Genomic DNA, 22,105 nt, shown 5'->3' with positions numbered 1-22,105 from the left:
CTTTTTACTTTCAGGCTTTGCAAACAAACTATTGTAACGATTGATTATGGATCAGACCAAACAACCAACCAACTATGGTGCCCTTGGCACCCTTGTGACCGTTTTCTTCTTTTGGGGATTTATTGCCGCTTCCAACAGCATCTTTATCCCTTTTTGTAAAACACATTTCGAACTAAGTCAATTTGAATCGCAACTGATCGGTTCGGCATTTTATGTAGCCTACTTTTTTGGCTCATTGGTGCTGTTCCTTGCTTCAAATATTCTTGGGTACGACATTATTAACAAGATCGGGTACAAAAAAGGGATCATCTATGGTTTATGGATCTCGGTGATAGGCGCCTTGCTGATCATCCCATCGGCCAATGCCAATTCCTTCCCTGCTATTCTTGCTTCGTTTTTTGTAGTGGCGCTTGGTTTCTCATTGCAGCAAACATCGGCGCAACCATTCGCTATATCGCTTGGCGATCCTTCAACCGGATCACACCGTTTAAACATGGGTGGCAGTATCAACTCATTTGGTACAACGTTAGGGCCCATTATTGTGAGCTTCTTTTTGTTTGGATCAGTTGGTGGCGAAGTAGCAGAAGTAACTGTAACCAACATCAACACATTATACATGATCGTAGCAGGTGTATTTGCTGCTGTTGCAATCTTCTTTACGTTTTCGAAACTACCATCAGGCATCAGTGAATCAAAAGTGGAGAAAGAAAATAAAGCATCTGCTTCATTGCTTGTAATGACAGGACTTGTTGTTGCAACCATTGTTGTAGGTATGCTTACTGAAATACCAAAACTGCCTTTACTTATCGCTATTATTCTTGCGGTGATTTTGGTATTGCTGATCTCCAACAAAAAAGCAATTGGCAATAACGAAGGATGGGGAGCAATGAAATATCCACAGTTGATCTTTGGTATGATTGCCATTTTTGTATATGTGGGCGTAGAAGTAACGATCGATAATAATTTTGGTGCACTCTTAAAAGTTCCCGGTTATTTTAATGAGACAGGTTTAGACGAAAGTGAAATATCTAAATACATTTCATTGTACTGGGGAAGCTTAATGATCGGCCGCTGGACAGGTGCCGTGAGTGTATTCAATCTCAAAGGCAACAGTAAAGTATTAGCTATGATCGTGGTTCCGTTTATTGCCTTTGCAATGATCTTGTTTGTGAACTACATCTATGGTAATGATATTTCTGATCTGTTTTTATATTCAGTTTGTGTGATGATTGCAATTGGTGCATTCTTCTACGGACAGGAAAAACCAGTGAAGACTTTGGTAACTGTTTCTGTTTTAGCAATGGTTGCAATGTTGATCGGTGTATTTACAAACGGATTACTTTCTGTTTATGCGTTCATGGCAGGCGGTTTATTCTGTTCTGTTATGTGGCCTTGTATTTTCTCACTTGGAGTTGGTGGCTTAGGTAAATACACGAGCCAGGGGTCTGCATTACTTATTATGATGATCCTTGGTGGTGCCATCATTCCTCCATTCCAGGGTTCGTTGGGCGATTTACCTGCAATCGGCATTCATTACTCGTATATCATTGCTGCACTTTGCTTTGGTTTACTGGCAGTGATCGCATTGAAATTAAAATCAGTTTTGAAAGCACAAGGACTTGATTTCGACAACCAGATAGGTGGCGGAGGTCATTAATTTTTTATACAACTAATTTTTTCAGATTGAAAATTGAGGTACAATGAATAAGGATTTAGCAGTAGGCATTGATATCGGCGGAACAAATACCAAGTTTGGTATTGTTGACCGGCATGGCATCATCCTTGAACAGGATCGTATGCGAACGGATGAATATGAAAATGCAGAAGACTTTATTGAAGCATTGCATGGCAAGCTTCGGTTGATGATGGCCAATCATGGAGGCAACGATCATTTCAAAGGAATTGGTGTAGGTGCCCCAAACGGCAACTACTATACCGGCACCATTGAATATGCACCAAATCTGAAATGGAAAGGCATTATTCCTGTTGCTGATCTGATCGAGAAAAAATTTGGTGTTCCTACAAAACTCACCAACGATGCCAATGCTGCAGCGATGGGTGAAATGATGTATGGCGTTGCCAAAGGCATGAAACATTTCATCACCATTACTTTAGGCACGGGTGTAGGGAGTGGTATTGTGATCGATGGAAAAATTGTTTTGGGCTATGATGGTTTTGCCGGCGAATTAGGACATACCGTTATTCGTCCGGGTGGACGATTACACAAAGGAACAGGAGTACGTGGATCATTGGAATCCTATGCATCTGCAACGGGTGTACGTGAAACAGCCATTGAAATGCTCAATGACAATCCAAAAGCACCAAGTTTGCTGCGCAATTTTGCCATTGATGATCTTACAAGTGAAACCGTTTTCAAATGTGCGGAACAAGGTGATGCTATTGCGAACCAGATCTTTGAATTTACGGGACAGATATTGGGTGAAGCCTTGGCGAACTTTGTAATGTTCTCATCGCCACAAGCCATTGTTTTATTCGGTGGCTTAACCAAAGCAGGCGACCTGATCCTGAATCCAACGGTACAGGCAATGGAAATGAATTTGATTCAGATATTTAAAAATAAAGTAAAGATCCTGTACAGCGATCTAAAGGAAGCAGATGCTGCCATACTTGGAGCAAGTGCATTGGTTTGGGATGCGTAAACAGTATTGACACTGCATAAATAAAAAAGGAGCTGTCTGGCTCCTTTTTTATTTGCGATCTGTTTATACAAATCAAAAATCTTTGAGCAGTTGAATTCCTAATCCAGGCTTATCACTTACTGCTACTTTTCCATAGTCATACGTCAAGCCTGTTGCAACATCTTCAGCCAGTAACAACGGACCATCCATGTCAATATAATCTACTAACGGTGCCAAATGAGCGATGGCTGCTGAACCAATGGTTGATTCATTCATGCAACCGATCATGGTCTTCATATTCAATTCCCTTGCCTTATCGATCATGCGTCGGGCAGGCGTAATGCCGCTGCACTTCGTTAACTTGATATTGATACCATGGAAATGATTAAAGCATTTCTCCACATCACTCTCGTACACACAAGCTTCATCTGCAATCAACGGCAGCGATGATTCGTTGTACAATACCTTCATGCCTTCCCAATTATCTTTTGCCAACGGTTGCTCTACAAACTCAACGCCGAGTTCTTTCAACTGCGGAATTTTTTCCAAAGCTTCGTCCAAGGTCCATCCTGCATTTGCATCCACACGAAACACAGCATCAGTATGTTTTCGTAAAGCTGCTACCAGCTCCACATCGCCGGGCACGCCTACTTTTATTTTGTAAATGGGCCAGGGCTTTTGTTTCATCTTCTCTACCATTTTTTCAACCGTATCAATACCGATGGTATAATCGCACAATGGCGCTTTGCTGTAATCCAGATTCCAGAGTTGATACAAAGGTTTGTTGCGGAGTTTGCCATACATATCCCATGTTGCAATATCCAACGCACAAACTAAAAAATGATTTTGCGGAAATAAATGATGGAGGTAATGCCAGTAACGTTCCGGATCGGTGAACGCAAATTTCTCCACGAATATTTTTTTCCGTTCCAGGTCTTCGATCATTTTTTCAACCGGAAGATTATAATAGGCAATGGCAGGTGCTTCGCCATAACCTCTTGCACCACGATGTTCTAACTCAACAAGCAGGGCTGGCTGATGCGTTTTTGTTCCTTTTGAAATCGTGAACGGATATTGAAACGGAAGTTCTGTTTTTTTATATTTTACTGCTAAAGGCATTTTGATCTTATTAATTTGTCGAAAAAAAACTTGTTGGTCAGGCGACAAGCAATATCGTGATTTTTCATAATTTGTTTTGACCATCACATTACGAACCTCAACACTTCATCAAACTATATTTATATATTTTTTGCAACCATAATTAGATAGTAAAAATAGGATACAGCTAATAAAAAAATAGAGAAAACGCCCCAAAAACGCTGTGATCTATTCCCTGTAATTACTAATAATAGCGAAAAAACAAATATTAGAACAGGACAAAAAAAGAAACATAGTGTACGGAGAAATGGATACAAAACAAATACTTTGATAGGTATATTAAGAGTAAATCTTATGAAAAATAACAAATAAGGAATGAAGGATACTAGTATAATTATAAATGCAATGAATGGTAATTTCTTTATCATGCCAATAAGTGAAAAAATTATCAATTATCCAATTATCAACTACACAACTTCTATCCTCTCCCGCTCGTAATTACAAACCCTCTTATTTCACTGTTAAACTCATCTTCTTTTTGAAGATCTTCGAGACTGATGTGCATGCGGTAGCGCCAGTAATTTTTGGGATTCGCCGGCACATTGATGCGTTCATCGTTTGGATTTTCTCTCCGGAGCTTTTCATTCATCCCTAACAATTCCTGTATTTGAAAAATGCTCCACATTGCAGGAGAATATAAATGCTGTGCAAGAATGCTGCGTACGATCCATGGCTCGCAGAAATAAGGAGCTTCACCACGCTGGCTCAATTCGTTGGTATAGAATTTCTGTGTTTGCGTTCTGTCTTCTTCCCACCATCCACGAATGGTGCTCATATCATGTGTGCTTGGCGTAACCACACTCAGATAAGGCGCATTTGCCGGATGAAAGAATTGTGTGTTGGGGTCTTTGGGCATCCGTTGAATTTCTAAACTCAACATGCCCATTTGCTTCATTACATCGGGCACACAGTCGGGCACCATTCCCAGATCTTCGCCACACACCAGCATATTGGTGGAACGTTTCAGATAAGGAAGTTTTGCCAATGCTTCTTTGCGCCAGAAATCATCTTGCCGGCGGAAGAAATAATTCACATACAAATCATCCAGTTTTCGTTTTGAACCATCATCCAGGTAACGGAACGAAGTAGTTGAACTCATGCTGATACGGAAATGAAACTGTTGTCCGTTGCTTCCCTCCACTTCAAAAAAGATCACATTGCTGATGCAATCAAACAATCCGGTTTTGATGCGATTGTGATGATCGTTTTTTTCTAACTGTTCAAAATGTGCTTCTACTTTTCGTTGTGTATTGAATGCTTCTTTTAATTCAAATCGTCCTTCACCAATATCGTTGAGGTAAGGCTTCAATAGTTCTGTATCTCCTCCCATTAATTCAGCCAACACAGAATCGTTAATGAACGGACGACAAAGACGTTGATAATCAAACCATATTCCACGTTGACCAAACTCATTGATATGTACAGGTAACGCCGGAACAAAATAACCCATGATACCTTCTACTGCATGCATGGGAATACTCCAGATGCGGAAGAAACCAAGAATATGATCAATGCGGAATGCATCGAAGTACGCACTCATCTGCTCAAAGCGCTGGCGCCACCATTTAAAATCGTCCTGCGCCATGCGTTGCCAGTTGTATGTCGGGAAACCCCAGTTCTGTCCTTTCACTGCAAAATCATCCGGAGGTGCACCTGCCTGCATACTCATGTTGTATAACGCAGGTTCAACCCAAGCATCGCAACTGTTTCTGTAAATACCGATCGGTATATCACCTTTCACAACAATACCATTGCTATGTGCATAATCGGTTGCATCTTTTAATTGCAGGTGCAAATGATATTGGATGAAATAATAAAGCGCTACTTCATCGTAATATTTATGTGTTGGATCAACAAACTTTTGAATAGCTGCTTCGTTATAAACACTGTGTGCTTTCCATTGGCTGAAGTCAGGCGTTTTGTATTTATCACGCAAATGACTGAACGCAGCATAAGGAACCAACCAATGACGATTCAATTCAAAGAACTCAAAAAACACAGCATCTTCATGCATTGCTTTCTTTTGCTCAGTATATAATTCTTTAATGGCAGCCCACTTTACTTTCATCACCGCTTCGTAATCAACATCGGGCAACGCATTCAACTCTTTCTGTTTCTTTTTTAATGACTTTACAACAGGATGATTGGCATTGCCTGCTGCCGCTTCAATATTCAAAAAGATGGGATGTAATGCGAAAGCAGAGATCGCTGCATAGGGATATGAATCAAGCCAGGTATGTGTTGCGGTTGTATCGTTGATGGGCAATATCTGGATCAATTTCAAATCAACTTTCTTTGCCCAATTCACCAATTCTTTAATATCAGTAAACTCACCAACACCTAAACTTTTTTGTGTGCGTAAACTAAACACAGGAATGGCAACGCCTGCTCCCTTCCATGTATTGTTGGGCAATTGTGCAAACCCATCCTGCAGAACACTGATCTTCTTTTTTCCATAGCTGTCGTACAGGATACGGTTGTTGCCTGTTTCAAAACCAACAAAGGTTTTTGTTTTGGTATTGAACACCCCATACTTATACGCTACAGGAAAACTTTCGTTGGAAAAATTCAGTCGGGCCGTCCACCAGTTGCCTTCACATTGCATCAACACCGGCTCTGTTGTACTCCACTTTGTTAATGTTTCATTGGTTCCCGACAGGCAAAGCACTTCATCTGCCTTCAACAAAGGTGCTTTTACTTTAAAAATATGAGTGATGTTTTTAAGCGACTTTGACTTGCCCTCTTTTCGCTTGGGCAGTAATACCTGTTGAAATGGTTGGGTGTAGAACGCATTTTCAAATTCACCGGCATGGTTCCAGGTATCAATGAGTGTTAATTCATCCACCTGCATTTTCATCACCTCAATTATACGGTCATCGCCCCATTCAATTACCTGCTCACCGTCCTCGTTTTGAAGAATATAATTGTATTGAAGGTGGTTTTCGAAATCTTTATTTAATTCAATGGTTACTGTCCAGAATTCATCCGTCAGGTATTGCATGGGTAGTGCGGCAGCTAAATCGTTATTACCAAGCCCGTCGCAGTTTCCTGAAACAAACAGGGTTTGGCCATACTGCGTAGAGAAACGCAGATAGAATTGAATCTTCATAATCAACAATTGGGCAGTAAAATAGTGAAATTCCGATGGTTATACTGCATTAATTCAACAAAAAAACGGTTGCTGTGCAAATAAAAAGTCAACAAACGTTTGCGGGCAGAAGTACAAAAAAGCCGACCGGTTTTCTACACCGATCGGCTTGTAATTCTGCGGAGAGTTAGGGATTCGAACCCCAGGAGGCTTTCACCTCAACAGTTTTCAAGACTGCCGCAATCGACCGCTCTGCCAACTCTCCGGCGCAAAAATACATTTACAGGTTATACGCCCCAAATATTCATCGAAAAGAAAAAGAAAAGGCGGCTGAAACAGCCGCCAGTAAAGACTTTCAGAAGAAAATTAATTTTATTATTTCGTTTCCGTTTCCTCCACTTTATCAACCACCACCACCAAATCATTCAAACTAACAGTGATGGGGATAGCACCTAACTGTACCACAGCATTCTTGCCTTTGATCTCTTTTACAATACCTACCTGGCGATTCTTCGTCATTTTCACCTTTACGCCGGGCTTTATTTCGCCGCCCACTTCCTGGAATTTTTCGTTGAGCTTTTTATCTTTTTTCTCGGCTACCTGTTTTTGTCGTTGATCGAACAGTAATGCATTCATCTGCTTCATTACTTCTTCTTTCTTATCGCTGCGTTTCCACTCATGTACCAGAGCCTTGAGTTTTCGGTCCATGTCTTTGAGGTAAGCCAACCGGTCTTCAGTAATTTTATTCTGCTGCTTCAACAATTCAACCTGTTGCTGATGTTTTTCTTTGTTGAGCACCTGCTCCATTTCTTTTTTTAACCGTTCATTTTCTTTCAAAAGGCGATGCAGGTCTTTTTCTTTCTTTTCAATTTGTCGCAGATCACTCTCCGCCGTATTCAATAATTTATCCAATCGAAAATGATCTTCTTCTACCAGTGCTCTTGCCCGATCGATCAATTGTTTACTCAACCCGATACGTTCGGCAATGGCAAATGTGTACGAACTGCCGGGCTTGCCCAATATGAGTTTGTACAAAGGCTGCAAACTTTTTTCATCAAAACTCATGGCACCGTTCACAATACCGGGTGTATGGTTGGCCATTACTTTTAAATTGAGATAGTGCGTTGTAACAATGCCGAGGGAATGTTTTTTTACCAACTCCTGTAAGATCACTTCTGCAAATGCGCCGCCCAGGTTGGGATCACTACCACTACCTAACTCATCAATAAAAAATAATGTGCGACCATTCGCTGTTTCCATGAAATGTTTCATGTGCAGCAAGTGACTACTGTATGTACTCAAATCATATTCGATGCTTTGTGTATCACCAATATGGATCATCACCTGTTTGAAAATACCAAACTCACTATCCGGATGCACCGGCACCAGCAAACCACTCTGCACCATCAACTGCATCAAACCAACCGTTTTCATGGTTACTGTTTTACCACCGGCGTTGGGCCCCGATATAACGAGTATCCTGCTCTTTTCATCCAAACGTATTTGTGTTGGAATGGTTGGCTTTTGATTTTTCTTATTGTACAACAGCAATAATGGATGATACGCATCACGCAACGAAATCAATGCTTTATCAGTAAGCATGGGAAAGTTCGCCTGCATGTCTACTCCCAACTTCGCTTTCGCTTTTATAAAATCATATTCACCTAATACGGTATGGTACGTTGCAAGCAACGATGCATATACAGAAAGTTGTTCTGTCAATACTCGCAGAATACGATATACTTCCCGTCGCTCTTCATTTTCCAAACTGAAGATGTCATTATTCAGTTCAATCGTTTCTTCCGGTTCAATAAAAACAGTTCTTCTTGTTTCACTTTCGCCATGTAGAATTCCTTTCACCTGCCGCTTCTGTTCAGCAAACAAAGCCACTACCCTTCTTCCACTTAAAAACGATTCTTCAATATCTGCTACATAACCTTGCTTCTGTAATTTCTTCAACACCTTTTCAAACTCACGACGCAACTCATTCCGTTTGCGATACAAACTCATCCGAATATCACGTAACTCTTCACTGGCATCATCTTTTACAACACCTCCATCATCCAGCACATCATTGATCAATTCAAGGATTACTTTTTCGTAATACGTTCCTTCAATTACCTGTGTTAATGCAGGATAAGCCGACCTTCGATCTGCATCAAACCAACGGAAAATGCTTTGTGTATTCTCTGCCAGTTTACGGATATGCACCAACTGCTCTTCTGTTAACACTGCCCCGGGAATTGATAACAACTTCAACTCTCTTCCTAAATTCAAAATATAATCAACGGGGAAATATTGGCCTTGCTGTTGCAGCAGCATCATTTCATAACTCTGCCGCAACTCTGTGTGAATATATTCTTTTCGGGTATGGATACGGAGATTCTCTGCCTTGTCTTTCGCATACTCCGTTTTGCAATGCGCATGTAACAAAGCCTTCACTTTATCAAACTCCAACTGAACCAAGGCCGAATCGGGAAAAAACTTAATCACTGAAAACCACTTTTTTGTTGCCGGCAAAGGTAATTCTATTCATCGTTCCTTGCGTCGCACTCTTTTACTGCAACAAGCGCAGCAGCGAACGGCTTCTACCTTGAATTGCTGACTGTTTCTTAAATTGCCTCAAATAACAGCACCCATGCGATTTTGTTTACTTGTTCTGCTTTCTCTTCCCTGCCTTGGATTTGCACAGAGCAGCTATGAAGATTCGCTGAACCTGTTTCAGGAAAAATATATTGCCGATCATGAAGTGGTAACCGGTGCCGACAAAAAGAACCTGAAGTTTTATCCAGTCCGGAAACAATACAGGATCACAGCAGCATTTGAACGAAAAGAAAACAGTCCGTGGTTTTTAATGAACAGCACCGGAACTGAAAAGAAACAATACCGGGTGCACGGCATTATACGATTTAACATACATGATACCGCTGTTGAATTGCAGATCTACCAATCACGTTCATTACTGACTTCAGAAAAATATCGTGAACATTTATTTATTCCGTTTACCGATAAAACATCCGGCATCGAAACCTATGGCGGCGGACGATACATTGACCTCAACATTTCCGACATACAAAACACAGTGTATGTGCTCGACTTTAACAAAGCATACAATCCCTATTGTGCTTATGCTGCGGGTTACAACTGTCCTATTCCACCAAAGGAAAACGATTTACCTGTTGCAATAAAAGCAGGCGAATTGAATTTCATGAAATGATCAGGCTTTCAAACGTCGGGTTATCAAATGCAGATTTAGTTTTTTGTACCGGTCTGTCATTAATATAATGTAGATCATATCCAGTATAAAACAGAGTACACCCATCATCTGCAAAAACTGACTGTAACGTAGAAATAAAATAATGGTTGCAGCAGCCGTGCCGAGCATTTTAAAAAAAGCAATGCCAAATGCCTGCCCTTTTAAGTCCTGCTGTTTCAGGAACATTGTAATAAACATCCACGACATTAACACATTCATGGTAAAAGCAGAATAAGTGATTGCACTGTCGCCAAAATCAAGCTGCAAGAAGTACAGCAACGAAAAAGCTGCCAGTACCATGGCTACTGCATACGGAAAGAAAAACTTTTGATACAATTTGTTCCACTGTTTGGCTCCGTACATCAGAAAAGCAACAAAAATGAGCACATCAAATACAAACCACACCCGGTTGATCCATAACTGCAGGTTCGATTGGGCATCGTAAAACATAAAGGAGTACAGAAATTCCCAGGAAAGGTTAAAGGCCATGGCCACTGAAGGCATACCGCACTGCTTATCTTTAAACGAACGATAAATCACGAGAAGATATACAATTGTCCAGGATAATCCCATGGTGGCAGCTACCAGCAGGGATAGCAGTTCGGTTGACTCCATACGTTGTAAATGCGGTGATGAATGTATCTGTGCGGAAAGATAAAAGATGCAAGCCAAAATTCAACACAAACGTTAAAGCATTTCTAAAATCCCTAAATTGTCATCCGTACTACAAGGCAATCAAAACTTTCGGCACAGTTTTACACGTAAATTGCATGTTGCTTAAAATTACAAACGATATGTGGAGTAAACTTCTTTTCAATACAAGTGTGGCACTAGGTTCGTTCCTGTTTTTTTCCTGCGTTACCAGTGAACCGAATAATAAAATGATGAACGACAATTTAAATACAGTTGCCTTTACCGGCAGCACAGGCAATGAAGCCGCAATTGATACCGCCACGTTTGGTGCCGGTTGTTTTTGGTGTGTGGAAGCTATTTTTCAACAGGTGGAAGGTGTGTTGAAAGTTACCAGTGGATATTGTGGCGGACACGTAGTAAACCCAACGTATGAACAGGTAAATACAAAAACCACCGGTCATGCAGAAGTAGCACAGATCGTATTTGATCCAAAGAAAATTTCGTTTGATGAACTGTTGGAAATTTTCTGGCAAACGCACGACCCTACTACATTAAACCGTCAGGGTAACGATGCAGGTCCGCAATACCGCAGTGCAGTTTTTTATCATAATGCAGAACAAAAACAAAAAGCAGAACAATATAAAGCAGCCTTGGATAAAAGTGGCGCCTTCGATAACCCGATTGTTACGACCATTGAAGCATATAAAAATTACAGTGAAGCAGAAAACTATCACCAGAATTATTACAACAACAATAAAAATTCAAACCCGTATTGTTACTATGTAATTAAACCTAAACTGGAAAAGTTTGACAAAGTGTTTAAAGACAAGAAGCGGAAGAATTAAGTTTAAAGGAATCAGGAATTCGTGATTAGTAATTGGGACTGATACTCACTATTCACCTCTCACCAACTTTACTCGTCGCAGCTCCAGCCAGTTCAATGCATTGGGCTGAAATCCTGTTACCTCCGGTTGTACTAAATGAATCACCATATCATACCAAAGGGGAACAACCGGCGCATCGTTCATGAGTAATTGATCCATTTGCTGGTATAAACGATAACGGAAGGAATCGTTGGGTTCTTTATTCGATTGTTCGTACAAGGCATCAAACACAGGATTCTTGTAGCGGGTATAATTCGGTGGTGCTGGATTTTTCCCATAGAACACGCTCAGGTAATTTTCTGCATCCGGATAATCAGCGATCCAGCTACCACGAAAAAACAACGCTTCGCTCTTCGCCGTTTGAGTCAACAGCAAACTTTTTTGAACGATCTCCACTTTTACATTCAATCCAATATCCTGCAACTGTCGGGCAATATAACTTCCCAGATCAGCATAGATCGGAATCGTCAACAATTTTATTTCAGGAACTTCCTGTATGCTTTTGAATCCGGCCTGCTTTAGTAAAGCAGCAGCTTTCGCCGGATCATAATGATAACCTTTTACAACAGCGGTATCAAAACTGGGCAAGCCCATCGGCACAAAACCACTTTCTGCAGCAGTACCAATGGAGTTGCGCAAATACAACATCATCTTGCGTCGATCAAACCCATAGTTGATCGCCTGCCGAATTGCTTTTAACCGCAGCGGCGAATTCTTCACCACATCTTTCGATGAATCAACCAATATGCCGAGATATTCGATATTGAGATACGGATGTTTGTTCAACTGCACTTTGTTTTTCCAACTTTCACGCAACTCACCTTTCTTACTTAATACTTCATCTTTAAACGAAGGATCAATATCGTTGATGAAATGCAAACGGCCTTGCCGGAATTCCATAAACTCCGCTGCTTTGCTTTCAAGAAAGCTTACTTTAATTCCATCGACATACGGTAATCGATCTCCTGCACTATCTTTTTCGAAATAGTTTTTATTCTTCACAAGTATCAATGCCTGCCCTTCTTCCCACGCTTTGAATTGAAACGGACCGGTACCGCAAGGGTTCCGACGAAAATCAGGTCCATATTTTTCCACCACCTCTCTCGGAACAATGGAACAATATACATTGCTGAGTACACCCAATATTTGTACAAATGGGCGTAGTAAATTGATTTGAAAAGTAGAATCATCTACAGCAACAAAACCATTTGCCCCATTGACCCGGTTGTTAAAGATCCATGCACCGGGGCTTGCTGTATTCTTATCCATCAACCGATTAAAGCTGTACACTACATCTGCAGCAACCAGCTTTCTCCCTTTTCCATTCGGGAATACAGGATGATCATGAAAAACCACATCATTCCGTAAATGAAAAATGATCTGCAGCCTGTCGTCACTGATCTCCCAGCTTTTTGCAAGTGATGGCACAATGTGCAACTGCTGATCGGTTTCAACCAATGTGTTATACAACTGATGTGTAGCCCAAATCACCGATTGACTTTTGGCGAATGCAGGATCCAGCGAACTGATACCACTTACTTCATTATACCGGAAAATCTGTTGTTCGTTTTTTTTAGCCTTGCCGCAGGAAAGAAGTACGAGAAATGAAAAATAAACAATGAAAAATGAGAAATGAGAAAGTATTGAACCTACAAGCAACATCGCCCTTTGGGTAGCCGTTCGTACTTCTCTTATATTTTTCGCATCTGCCATAAAGAATTACTGCTAAATTTAGGGTCAAATATGAACCCGGTGAAAAAAAAGAATCAATTAGCCCTTATCAGCATCACTCTTTGTTTGTTGTTACAATCTGTTTCAACGCAATCCCAATCGTTTCATAATAACGAAAAACTTACGAGACATGATACATTACGTGGCTCAATAACTCCTGAACGTGCCTGGTGGGATGTGGTGAAGTATGATCTGCATGTAACGCCCAACTTTTTAAACTTTACAATCAAAGGACACAATACGATCTACTTCCGTTTGGTTAAAAAGAAAGCCGCAAGGATGCAGATCGACTTGCAGGATCCATTGATCATTGACAGTGCTATTCTAAACGGCGTTTCTATGAGTTTTTCACGTGAAGGAAATGCATGGTTTATTGAGACACCCAAACGCAGATTACCAAAAACAATCAGCAGCGATAAAGATCTGCATCAGTTACGCATCGTTTACCATGGCGTACCAAAGCCAGCCTTACGTGCCCCTTGGGATGGTGGCGTTGTGTGGAAGAAAGATAAAAATGGAAATCCATGGATCAACGTTGCCTGTCAGGGTTTAGGTGCGAGTGTTTGGTGGCCTTGTAAAGATCACCAAAGCGATGAGCCCGATAATGGTGTAAACATCAGCATCACTGCTCCTGATACATTAGTGAATGTTTCAAACGGCCGATTGCAAAACGTAGCAGCCGATGGCAAAGGAAATAAAATATGGACATGGGTTGTAACACAACCGATCAATTTATACAATGTAACCATGAACGTGGGCAAGTATGTGAATTTCAGCGATACATTGAATGGTGAGAATGGAAAACTGGATATCAATTATTATGTACTTGACTACAATCTTGAAAAGGCAAAAAAACATTTTGATCAGGTAAAGCCAATGCTACATGCATTTGAACATTGGTTTGGGCCCTACCCTTTTTATGAAGATGGATTTAAACTGGTGGAAAGCAATCATCTTGGCATGGAACATCAGAGTGCGGTTGCTTACGGTAACGAGTACATGAATGGTTATAAAGGCAATGATCTGAGCGGCTCTGGTTGGGGATTGAAATGGGATTTCATCATCGTTCACGAAAGTGGTCATGAGTGGTATGGCAACAACATCAGCACAAAAGACATTGCTGACATGTGGGTGCATGAGGGCTTTACCAATTACAGCGAAACATTATACACCGATTATATTTTTGGAACCGAAGCAGGTGATGCGTATGTGCAAGGTGTTCGCAAAAATATCCGTAACGATATTCCGATTGTTGGCAAATACAATGTGAACAAAGAAGGTAGTGGAGATATGTATCCGAAAGCTGCCAATATGATCCATATGGTGCGGCAGATCATTGGCGATAAAAGTACGTTCCGTTTATTGCTGCGTGATATGAATGAAAAATATTATCACAAAACAGTAACCGGTGCCGAAATTGAAGACTTTATCTCCAAACGTACAGGATTTAATTTGAGCAAAATGTTTGATCAATATCTGCGCACCACGCAAGTACCCGTACTTGAATATTACCTGGAAACAGAAAACGCTACTCAAGTTTTAAACTACCGTTGGGTAAATTGTGTAAAAGGATTTAATATGCCAATACTTCTACCTGACAGCAATAGGCCAAAATATGGATTAATGCTGGCTACAGAAAACTGGCAGAAACTGCGTACCAATTTTCAGCCCGGCGAAGACATCAGTAAGTTGATGGATAAAAACTTTTATGTGACTTATAAAAAGGTAAAATAATATCTTCGACTGAATATGGGTCAAATCAGGAAACAAGCCATCGTATCCAGCATCGTCATTTACATTGGCTTTTTTATTGGATTTATCAATACCTGGTTTTTTACCAAGAATGGTAGTTTTTTACCAGAACAATATGCACTTACCCGTTTGTTTTTTGATGTCGGGCAACTCATGTTTGCCTGCGCAAACCTTGGTGTGATCTCCGTTATTTACAAATTCTATCCTTATTATAAAGACAACCTTGCAGCGAAAGACAATGATCTGATGACATGGTCGTTCAGTGCTGTACTCATTGGTTTTTGTCTTGTTGTTGCCGGCGGATTGATCTTTGAGCCATTGGTGATTCAAAAATTTATCGGTCGCTCTCCTTTGTTTGTTGACTATTATAAATGGGTATTCCCATTTGGTCTCGGAATCCTTCTATTTACTGTGCTTGAAGCATTCAGCGGCAGTGTTCGTAAAACAATTTATCCGGCTTTTTTACGGGAAACTGCTTTTCGATTGATCACTACCCTGTTGATCGTGCTATACCTGTTTCAACTGGTCGATTTTGATCTTTTCATTAAACTGTTTGCCTTCAGCTTTCTCATTATTGCAATACTGCTTGTTGTTTCACTGGTAAAAAATAAACACCTGCACTTAAACTTTACCGTTAGCAGAGTTACAAGAAAATTCAAAACAAAGATGTTGACGCTGGCCGGCTTTATTTTTTCCGGTCAGATCATTTTTATACTGTCGCAGGTAATGGACAGCATTTTCATTGCAAGTATTATGGGGATGATCCCAACAGGCATTTATGCCCTTGCTTCTTATATTGCCAACCTGATTCAGATACCGCAACGTAGTATTAACGCTATCGCCATTCCTACGTTGGCGCAGGCATGGAAAGACAAAAACATGGCGGAGATCGATCGTATTTACAAACGCTCCTCTATTAACCTGTTGCTAGCTGCCATGTTTATTTTTTGCGGCATCTGGCTCAATATCGAAGATGCATTTCGGTTGTTGAATATCCAGGCCGAATATGCAACCGGTATATCGGTGATTTTTATTTTGGGACTTTCACGCATCATCGATGCCGGCACGGGTGTTAACTCTCAGATCATCGGTACCTCTACCCAATGGCGCTTTGAATTTATTACAGGCGTATTGTTATTACTGATGATACTGCCGCTGAATTATATTCTCATCAAAAAAATCGGCATTGAAGGAAGTGCGTATGCCAACCTGATATCGTTCACAGTTTATAATCTTATCCGTTATGTTTTTCTCTGGAAGCGTTTTCAGCTGCAACCATTCAGCAGCAAAACAATATTCAGTATTGTAACTGCTGTCATTGCTTATTTCATCAGCTATTATCTTTTCAGCGAAATGAATGGATGGATGGGAATTATTCTGCGCAGCACCTTGTTTACCGTTCTATTCTTCATAAGCATCTTTGCATTCAAGCTTACGCCTGATGCGATGCAGTTGGTAGACATAGCGAAAAAGCGTTTTGGAAGAAAATAACTTAACTGAACTTCTTTAATTCATTCAAAGTTACTCTGCCTTCATAAATGGCTTTGCCGACGATAGCACCATTACAGCCGATCTCGGCTAATTCATCCAGGTCTTTCATGGAGCTAACACCACCACTGGCAATAAAATGCAGTTGAGGGAATTTTTGAAGAATGTTTTTATAGAGTTCAGTTGATGGGCCTTCGAGACGACCATCTTTACTTACATCGGTGCAGAAGATCTGCTGAACACCGTGATTGATGTATTTTTCTATAAAGTCGTATATCCAGATATCTGTTGTTTCTAACCAACCGCCTACAGCAATTTTTTCATTCTTTACATCAGCGCCTAATAAAAATTTCTCTGCACCAAATTGCTCCAGCCAGCTTACAAACTTCGTTTCATCTTTCACAGCAATGCTTCCAACAGTTGCCAATGCTGCACCGGAATTGAGAACGATCTTTACATCTTCTTCCTGCTTAATACCACCACCAAAATCAATAATGAGTGAAGTTTTAGAAGTAATTGTTTCTAATACTTTCCAATTCTTAACTGCACCTGCTTTTGCTCCATCAAGGTCAACCAGGTGCAAACGTTGCAGACCTGCTCCTTCAAATTCTTTGGCTACCTCTAATGGGTTTTCGTTGTAAATAATTTTCTGAGAATAATCTCCTTCTGTCAATCGAACACATTTGCCTTCAATGATATCTATCGCCGGAATAATTTGCATTATCAATTATCAGTTATAAATTATTAATTAGATGGAGAGAAAATTGCTGAGTATCTGGTCTCCCACTTTCGCACTTTTCTCCGTGTGAAACTGGACACCGTAAAAATTATCTTTCTGTACAGCGCCTGCATATTCTAACCCGTAGTTTGATGTTGCAATGCAATACGGATTCATTTCCGCATAATAACTATGCACATAATAGATATAACTATGTTCCGGTACATTCTTAAAAAGATCGGTTTTCAGATTGTAAATATCATTCCAACCAACCTGCGGCACTTTAATAGGAATGTCGGGGCTGATCTCTTCGCTCTTGAATAACTTCACCTTCGCTGGAATAATTCCCAAGCATGTTGTATCGCTTTCCTCCGAATGTTCAAACAGCAACTGCATACCTACACAAATTCCCAGCACAGGTTGCTTTAATTGTTTAATGACAGCATCCAAACCTTTCTCTTTCAAACTATCCATAGCGCTGCGTGCAGCACCCACACCGGGGAAGATAACTTTATCAGCAGCAAATAATTCATCCTGATCATCCGTCACTTTTGCATCAACACCCAAACGTTCCAGTGCAAACAGCACCGACTGAATATTCCCTGCGTTGTATTTTACAATTGCTATAGTGCCCCTTCCGCCCCCTGAAGGGGGAACTGAAGAGACTCCGCTATTTTTATCTTCACTCATGATAATACGGTTTCAAGAAATGCTTTTGTTGTTGCAGCCACATCATTCGTTCCATCCAATGCTTTAATATAAGCTGTACCAATTATAGCTCCGTTTGAATTGGCGCAAGCAGTATCAAAAGTCTGTTTGTCTTTAATACCGAAACCAACCAACACAGGATTTTTCAACTGCATGTTTTTTAATTTCAGCAAATATGCATTTACATCTGTCATGTTCTGATTGCTGCCTGTTGTAGATGAAGATGAAACCGCATATAAAAAACCTGTACTCAAGCTGTCTAATTTCTCAATCCGCTCTTCACTTGTTTCAGGAGTAACTAAGAAAATAAAATCCAACCCATTTGCTTTGATGATGGCACCATACTCTGTTTCAAATTCATATTCCGGCAAATCAGGCAGTATTAACCCATCCACACCAACCGCAGCCGCCTCTTTACAAAAACGATCAAAGCCGTATTGCAATACAGGATTCATGTAACCCATTAAAATGATTGGCACGTTAATTTCCTTTCGTGCATCTTTCAATTGGGTGAACAATGTTTCAATCGTCATACCATTTGCCAATGCAACTAATCCACTGTTCTGTATCACCGGACCGTCGGCTAACGGATCGCTGTACGGCATACCAAGCTCAATTAAATCTGCACCGTTTTCCTGTAACGCTTTCATGACTTCAATTGTACTGTTCAACTGCGGATAACCTGCAGTGCAATACACGTTGAGAACGTTCTTTCTTTTTCTTTCAAATAATGTTTTAATTCTACTCATTGTTTTTACCGCTAAGTCGCAAAGTCGCTAAGCACAAAGTTTACTCTTCTTTGCGCCTTCGTGCCTTTGCTGTTATAAATGTTTCATATACGTCGCCAAATCCTTATCCCCTCTTCCACTCAAACAAATGATCACCTGGTCGTCTTCTTTAAACTTGTAAGTATGCAACACTGCAAACGCATGCGCTGTTTCCAACGCCGGAATAATTCCTTCCAGCTTACTTACTTCAAAAGCAGCGTCCAATGCTTCTTCATCTGTTGCACTTAAAAATATACCACGACCGCTGTCAAATAAATTTGCATGCATGGGGCCTATACCCGGATAATCCAATCCCGCTGAAATACTGTGTGGTTCTACCACCTGTCCATCTGCTGTTTGCATCAACAAACTTTTGCTGCCGTGCAAAATACCCGGCTTACCAAGTTGTGTGGTAGCTGCACTCATTCCGCTGTTCACACCATGACCTGCTGCTTCAACAGCAATAATTTTTACACTCAACTCATCTAAGAAATGATAGAACGCACCGGCCGCATTACTGCCACCACCCACACACGCCATTACATGCGTAGGTAAATCTTTGCCCGTATGTTCTTTTAACTGCCAACGCATTTCTTCACTGATCACACTTTGAAACTTCGCCACCATATCAGGATACGGATGCGGTCCTACTACACTGCCGATGATATAATGTGTATCGTTGGGATTATTGATCCAGTCACGAATGGCTTCATTCGTTGCATCCTTTAATGTTTTACTGCCGCTTGTTGCAGGTACCACAGTTGCGCCCAACATTTTCATACGAGCCACATTCGGCGCCTGGCGTTCAATATCTTTTTCGCCCATGTACACAATACACTCCACGCCTTTCAACGCACACACTGTTGCCGTTGCCACACCATGTTGTCCCGCACCTGTTTCTGCAATGATGCGTTTCTTACCGAGACGTTCAGCCAGCAAAATTTGTCCCACCGTATTATTGATCTTATGCGCACCGGTATGACAAAGATCTTCACGCTTCAGCCAGATGTTGGTGTTGAATTGTTTGCTCAACCGCTTTGCATAAAATAACGGCGTGGGACGACCTACATAATCTTTCAGCAAAGCCCTGAACTCTTTTTGAAAAGCAGCATCGCTCATTATATCGAGGTAACGGCTCTGCAATTCCTCCACATTTCGATGCAGCATTTCAGGAATATACGCTCCACCGAATTTTCCGTAATAACCTTGCGAAGAAGGTTTTTGATATGTTGTTTCCATCATTTTATATTTTAATGATACCAGCTTTTGTTTTTCATGGCATCAACTGTTGCGTCGCAATCCTTTCATCGGTTGTGCAGAGGGCATCAGTTAAGCTTCAGTTTTTTCTGAGGTTGATATTCAATTTTCGGTGGAATCAATAAAGTCCATTGGGCCTCATCGCTTAATCTATTCAAAACCTTATATAAAGCTCCCAACCCAAAATTCCCCCAATGGCCATAATCATCAATTGTCTTTACAACACCCCGATACCCAATAACGAGATGCGATGTACCTGCATCAGAAATAGATTTCATCTCGTAGCTTTCCTTTAAATTCCAAAGGTTAACCTGGCAGATAAGCTTGTATAAACTATCGAACACTTCAACCTTTAATGAACACGTATAAATTCTCTTCTTACCGTCATTAAAATCCTCTCGTTTCATTGTCATATTTGAGAATACCGTCAAATGACTATACTGATAAGATGACGAAACCCAATTTGATGTTCTATAATATTTTATACTATCAAAAGCCTTCACACAAGCATCATTCACATTTATAAATTCTCCCTGAAAGTATTTCAATGTATCATATCGTATTTTCTCTTCTCTGAATTCGTATTCAAGTCGTGCTAACACAAAATACAATGGATTTGAAAACAATCTGACTGGACTGCCATACAAATGATCATACTCATTCCAAAGATTCTTCTTTTTGTAATCCCCTGATAATGTCGATACAAAAGTCATTACATAAAACCCGTCAACATACTTTTGAGACGGTGTTCGCACCGCATAACTTACAACCAAATCCTGTTTACCATCTTTATTAAAATCTGCAATCAAGCTTTTCTCCGTTTTAATCGAATCCAATTTTGAATTAACCCCAATTACTCTTCTATCTCTTAATTCTTTTAAGGTCATAAAATGCAAATCCTGAAACTTTTTTCCCGTTTGCTGGCTTATGAATACTTTCATCAAAGAATCATTCTTCAGTTGTTCAACTTTTAATTGAGCAATCGCATAATTAGCGTAAAACAAGATCAACAAACAAATAGTCTTTTTCATAATAGTTGTTTATCATAGTTGATGAATAAGCACATTTATTTACACAAACTCACCATCCATTTATACTTCTACCACTTAAATTGTAAATTTTAGTCTGAGTGCGTCATGCCGAGGCACGAGGCATCTCTAAAATCTCATATTGTATTCTTTAATCGGGTTGACAAACATTCAAGCAACTTCAAACTTCAGAGATGTCTCCTTCTTCGACATGACGGTTCGATCTCTCAAAATAAATTGAATCTTTACTAAATCTCTGTACCTCCGTGTCTCTGTGTTTCAACCTCATCTTCTCAACTCTCCCACAAACCTCTTCACCAATTCCATATCTTTTACTCCGGGCATCGTTTCAAACTTACTGTTCATGTCCAATGCAAACAGATCTTTTGCTACTTCTTCCTTTGCAAATTCCTTGATCGCTGCTGCATCGGTTGGCTCAATTCCTCCGCTTAAGAAGAACGGTTTGCCGATGTTCAAGCCTTTCAGCATGTTCCAGTTAAACTTTTTTCCTGTGCCGCCGTAACCTGCACCCATCGTATCGAACATGTACATATCCACCGCTTCCACATAATCTTTGATCTTCCAGGGAATATTATCATCATCAGTGATGCGGAATGCTTTGATCACCGAAATGTAATCCGATACCTTTTCACAGAACTTCGGCGTTTCATCACCATGCAGCTGCACCATATCCAACCCAAAATTTTCTACATGATTAATGATCTCATCATACGACGCATTTACAAACACACCCACCTTGTACACTTTCAGCTTCGCCCGTTTCACCTGTACACCATTTAAATGCTTTAACACAAACCTCGGCGATTTGTGGTAAAAGATCATTCCGGCAAATTCAACACCCATTTCTCCTAATTGGTGCATCTGTTGCAAATCGGTCATGCCGCAAACTTTAATTCTCATACGCTTTGCCTTAATTGGTTGGTTGTAAGCATACGCAATCGTTATTCATCGTCCCAACAATCCTGTCATCCCGCAAA

17 protein-coding genes and 1 tRNA gene are annotated in these 22,105 nt (G+C 40.5%); 6 read left to right on the top strand and 12 right to left on the bottom strand.

Annotation, left to right across the window (positions count from 1 at the left end; translation table 11 throughout):
- Positions 1-46 precede the first annotated feature (46 nt).
- Both WG989_RS14860 and WG989_RS14855 read left to right on the top strand, forming a co-directional pair.
- Positions 47-1,657 (top strand): MFS transporter, encoded by a 1,611-nt coding sequence (locus WG989_RS14860; RefSeq protein ID WP_340430514.1) that lies wholly within the window; start codon positions 47-49, stop codon positions 1,655-1,657.
- Between the two features lie 43 nt (positions 1,658-1,700).
- Positions 1,701-2,660 carry an ROK family protein gene (locus WG989_RS14855; RefSeq protein WP_340430512.1) on the top strand — a complete coding sequence of 320 codons (960 nt, stop codon included), beginning with the start codon at positions 1,701-1,703 and terminating at the stop codon, positions 2,658-2,660.
- Positions 2,661-2,732: 72 nt separating this feature from the next.
- Here the strand turns inward: WG989_RS14855 and WG989_RS14850 are convergent, their stop codons facing one another.
- From WG989_RS14850 to WG989_RS14835, 4 genes are all read right to left on the bottom strand, one after another.
- Positions 2,733-3,758, bottom strand: coding sequence for a mandelate racemase/muconate lactonizing enzyme family protein (locus WG989_RS14850; protein ID WP_340430510.1), 1,026 nt, complete (start codon positions 3,756-3,758; stop codon positions 2,733-2,735).
- 457 nt (positions 3,759-4,215) lie between these two features.
- A complete protein-coding gene (locus WG989_RS14845) occupies positions 4,216-6,906 on the bottom strand; it encodes a 4-alpha-glucanotransferase (protein WP_340430507.1) in 2,691 nt (896 codons plus the stop codon).
- Between the two features lie 159 nt (positions 6,907-7,065).
- Positions 7,066-7,150 (bottom strand) — tRNA-Ser (locus WG989_RS14840).
- A gap of 110 nt (positions 7,151-7,260) precedes the next feature.
- Positions 7,261-9,375, bottom strand: a complete 2,115-nt coding sequence (locus tag WG989_RS14835; protein WP_445298483.1) for an endonuclease MutS2 — start codon at positions 9,373-9,375, stop codon at positions 7,261-7,263.
- A gap of 148 nt (positions 9,376-9,523) precedes the next feature.
- Here WG989_RS14835 and WG989_RS14830 point away from each other — a divergent pair, with 148 nt between their 5' ends.
- Complete coding sequence (locus tag WG989_RS14830) at positions 9,524-10,102, top strand: DUF1684 domain-containing protein (RefSeq protein WP_340430503.1); 579 nt, start codon at positions 9,524-9,526, stop codon at positions 10,100-10,102.
- On the opposite strand, the gene WG989_RS14825 is transcribed toward WG989_RS14830, so the two are convergent.
- Positions 10,103-10,756 (bottom strand): transmembrane-type terpene cyclase, encoded by a 654-nt coding sequence (locus tag WG989_RS14825; protein WP_340430501.1) that lies wholly within the window; start codon positions 10,754-10,756, stop codon positions 10,103-10,105.
- Positions 10,757-10,935: 179 nt separating this feature from the next.
- Between WG989_RS14825 and msrA the strand changes: the two genes are divergently transcribed.
- Positions 10,936-11,619: a peptide-methionine (S)-S-oxide reductase MsrA gene (gene msrA, locus WG989_RS14820; protein WP_340430499.1), complete on the top strand. Its 684-nt coding sequence runs from the start codon at positions 10,936-10,938 to the stop codon at positions 11,617-11,619.
- 48 nt (positions 11,620-11,667) lie between these two features.
- Here the strand turns inward: msrA and WG989_RS14815 are convergent, their stop codons facing one another.
- The gene (locus WG989_RS14815; RefSeq protein WP_340430497.1) at positions 11,668-13,371 is read right to left on the bottom strand and encodes an ABC transporter substrate-binding protein; all 1,704 of its coding nucleotides are present in this window, start codon (positions 13,369-13,371) and stop codon (positions 11,668-11,670) included.
- Positions 13,372-13,401: 30 nt separating this feature from the next.
- Here WG989_RS14815 and WG989_RS14810 point away from each other — a divergent pair, with 30 nt between their 5' ends.
- Both WG989_RS14810 and WG989_RS14805 read left to right on the top strand, forming a co-directional pair.
- On the top strand, positions 13,402-15,123 hold the full coding sequence (locus WG989_RS14810; RefSeq protein ID WP_340430494.1) for a M1 family metallopeptidase: 1,722 nt from the start codon (positions 13,402-13,404) through the stop codon (positions 15,121-15,123).
- Positions 15,124-15,138: 15 nt separating this feature from the next.
- Positions 15,139-16,632 (top strand): lipopolysaccharide biosynthesis protein, encoded by a 1,494-nt coding sequence (locus WG989_RS14805; protein ID WP_340430493.1) that lies wholly within the window; start codon positions 15,139-15,141, stop codon positions 16,630-16,632.
- 1 nt (position 16,633) lies between these two features.
- Here the strand turns inward: WG989_RS14805 and hisA are convergent, their stop codons facing one another.
- From hisA to WG989_RS14775, 6 genes are all read right to left on the bottom strand, one after another.
- Positions 16,634-17,350 carry a 1-(5-phosphoribosyl)-5-[(5-phosphoribosylamino)methylideneamino]imidazole-4-carboxamide isomerase gene (hisA, locus tag WG989_RS14800; protein WP_340430492.1) on the bottom strand — a complete coding sequence of 239 codons (717 nt, stop codon included), beginning with the start codon at positions 17,348-17,350 and terminating at the stop codon, positions 16,634-16,636.
- Between the two features lie 27 nt (positions 17,351-17,377).
- Positions 17,378-18,037 (bottom strand): imidazole glycerol phosphate synthase subunit HisH, encoded by a 660-nt coding sequence (hisH, locus tag WG989_RS14795; RefSeq protein ID WP_340430490.1) that lies wholly within the window; start codon positions 18,035-18,037, stop codon positions 17,378-17,380.
- Positions 18,034-18,804, bottom strand: a complete 771-nt coding sequence (gene trpA / locus WG989_RS14790; protein WP_340430488.1) for a tryptophan synthase subunit alpha — start codon at positions 18,802-18,804, stop codon at positions 18,034-18,036. The genes hisH and trpA overlap by 4 nt, the downstream gene beginning before the upstream one ends.
- Positions 18,805-18,876: 72 nt before the next feature.
- Entirely contained in the window at positions 18,877-20,061 is a 1,185-nt protein-coding gene (gene trpB, locus WG989_RS14785) for a tryptophan synthase subunit beta (protein ID WP_340430486.1), read from the bottom strand.
- A gap of 86 nt (positions 20,062-20,147) precedes the next feature.
- Complete coding sequence (locus WG989_RS14780; protein WP_340430484.1) at positions 20,148-21,110, bottom strand: hypothetical protein; 963 nt, start codon at positions 21,108-21,110, stop codon at positions 20,148-20,150.
- A 282-nt stretch (positions 21,111-21,392) separates the two neighbouring features.
- The gene (locus WG989_RS14775; protein WP_340430483.1) at positions 21,393-22,028 is read right to left on the bottom strand and encodes a phosphoribosylanthranilate isomerase; all 636 of its coding nucleotides are present in this window, start codon (positions 22,026-22,028) and stop codon (positions 21,393-21,395) included.
- Between the last annotated feature and the right edge of the window lie 77 nt (positions 22,029-22,105).

Source organism: Lacibacter sp. H407 (genome assembly GCF_037892605.1).
Classification (GTDB): domain Bacteria; phylum Bacteroidota; class Bacteroidia; order Chitinophagales; family Chitinophagaceae; genus Lacibacter.
The sequence above is the reverse complement of the archived record's forward strand: the minus strand, read 5'-3'. Positions and strand labels throughout refer to the sequence as shown.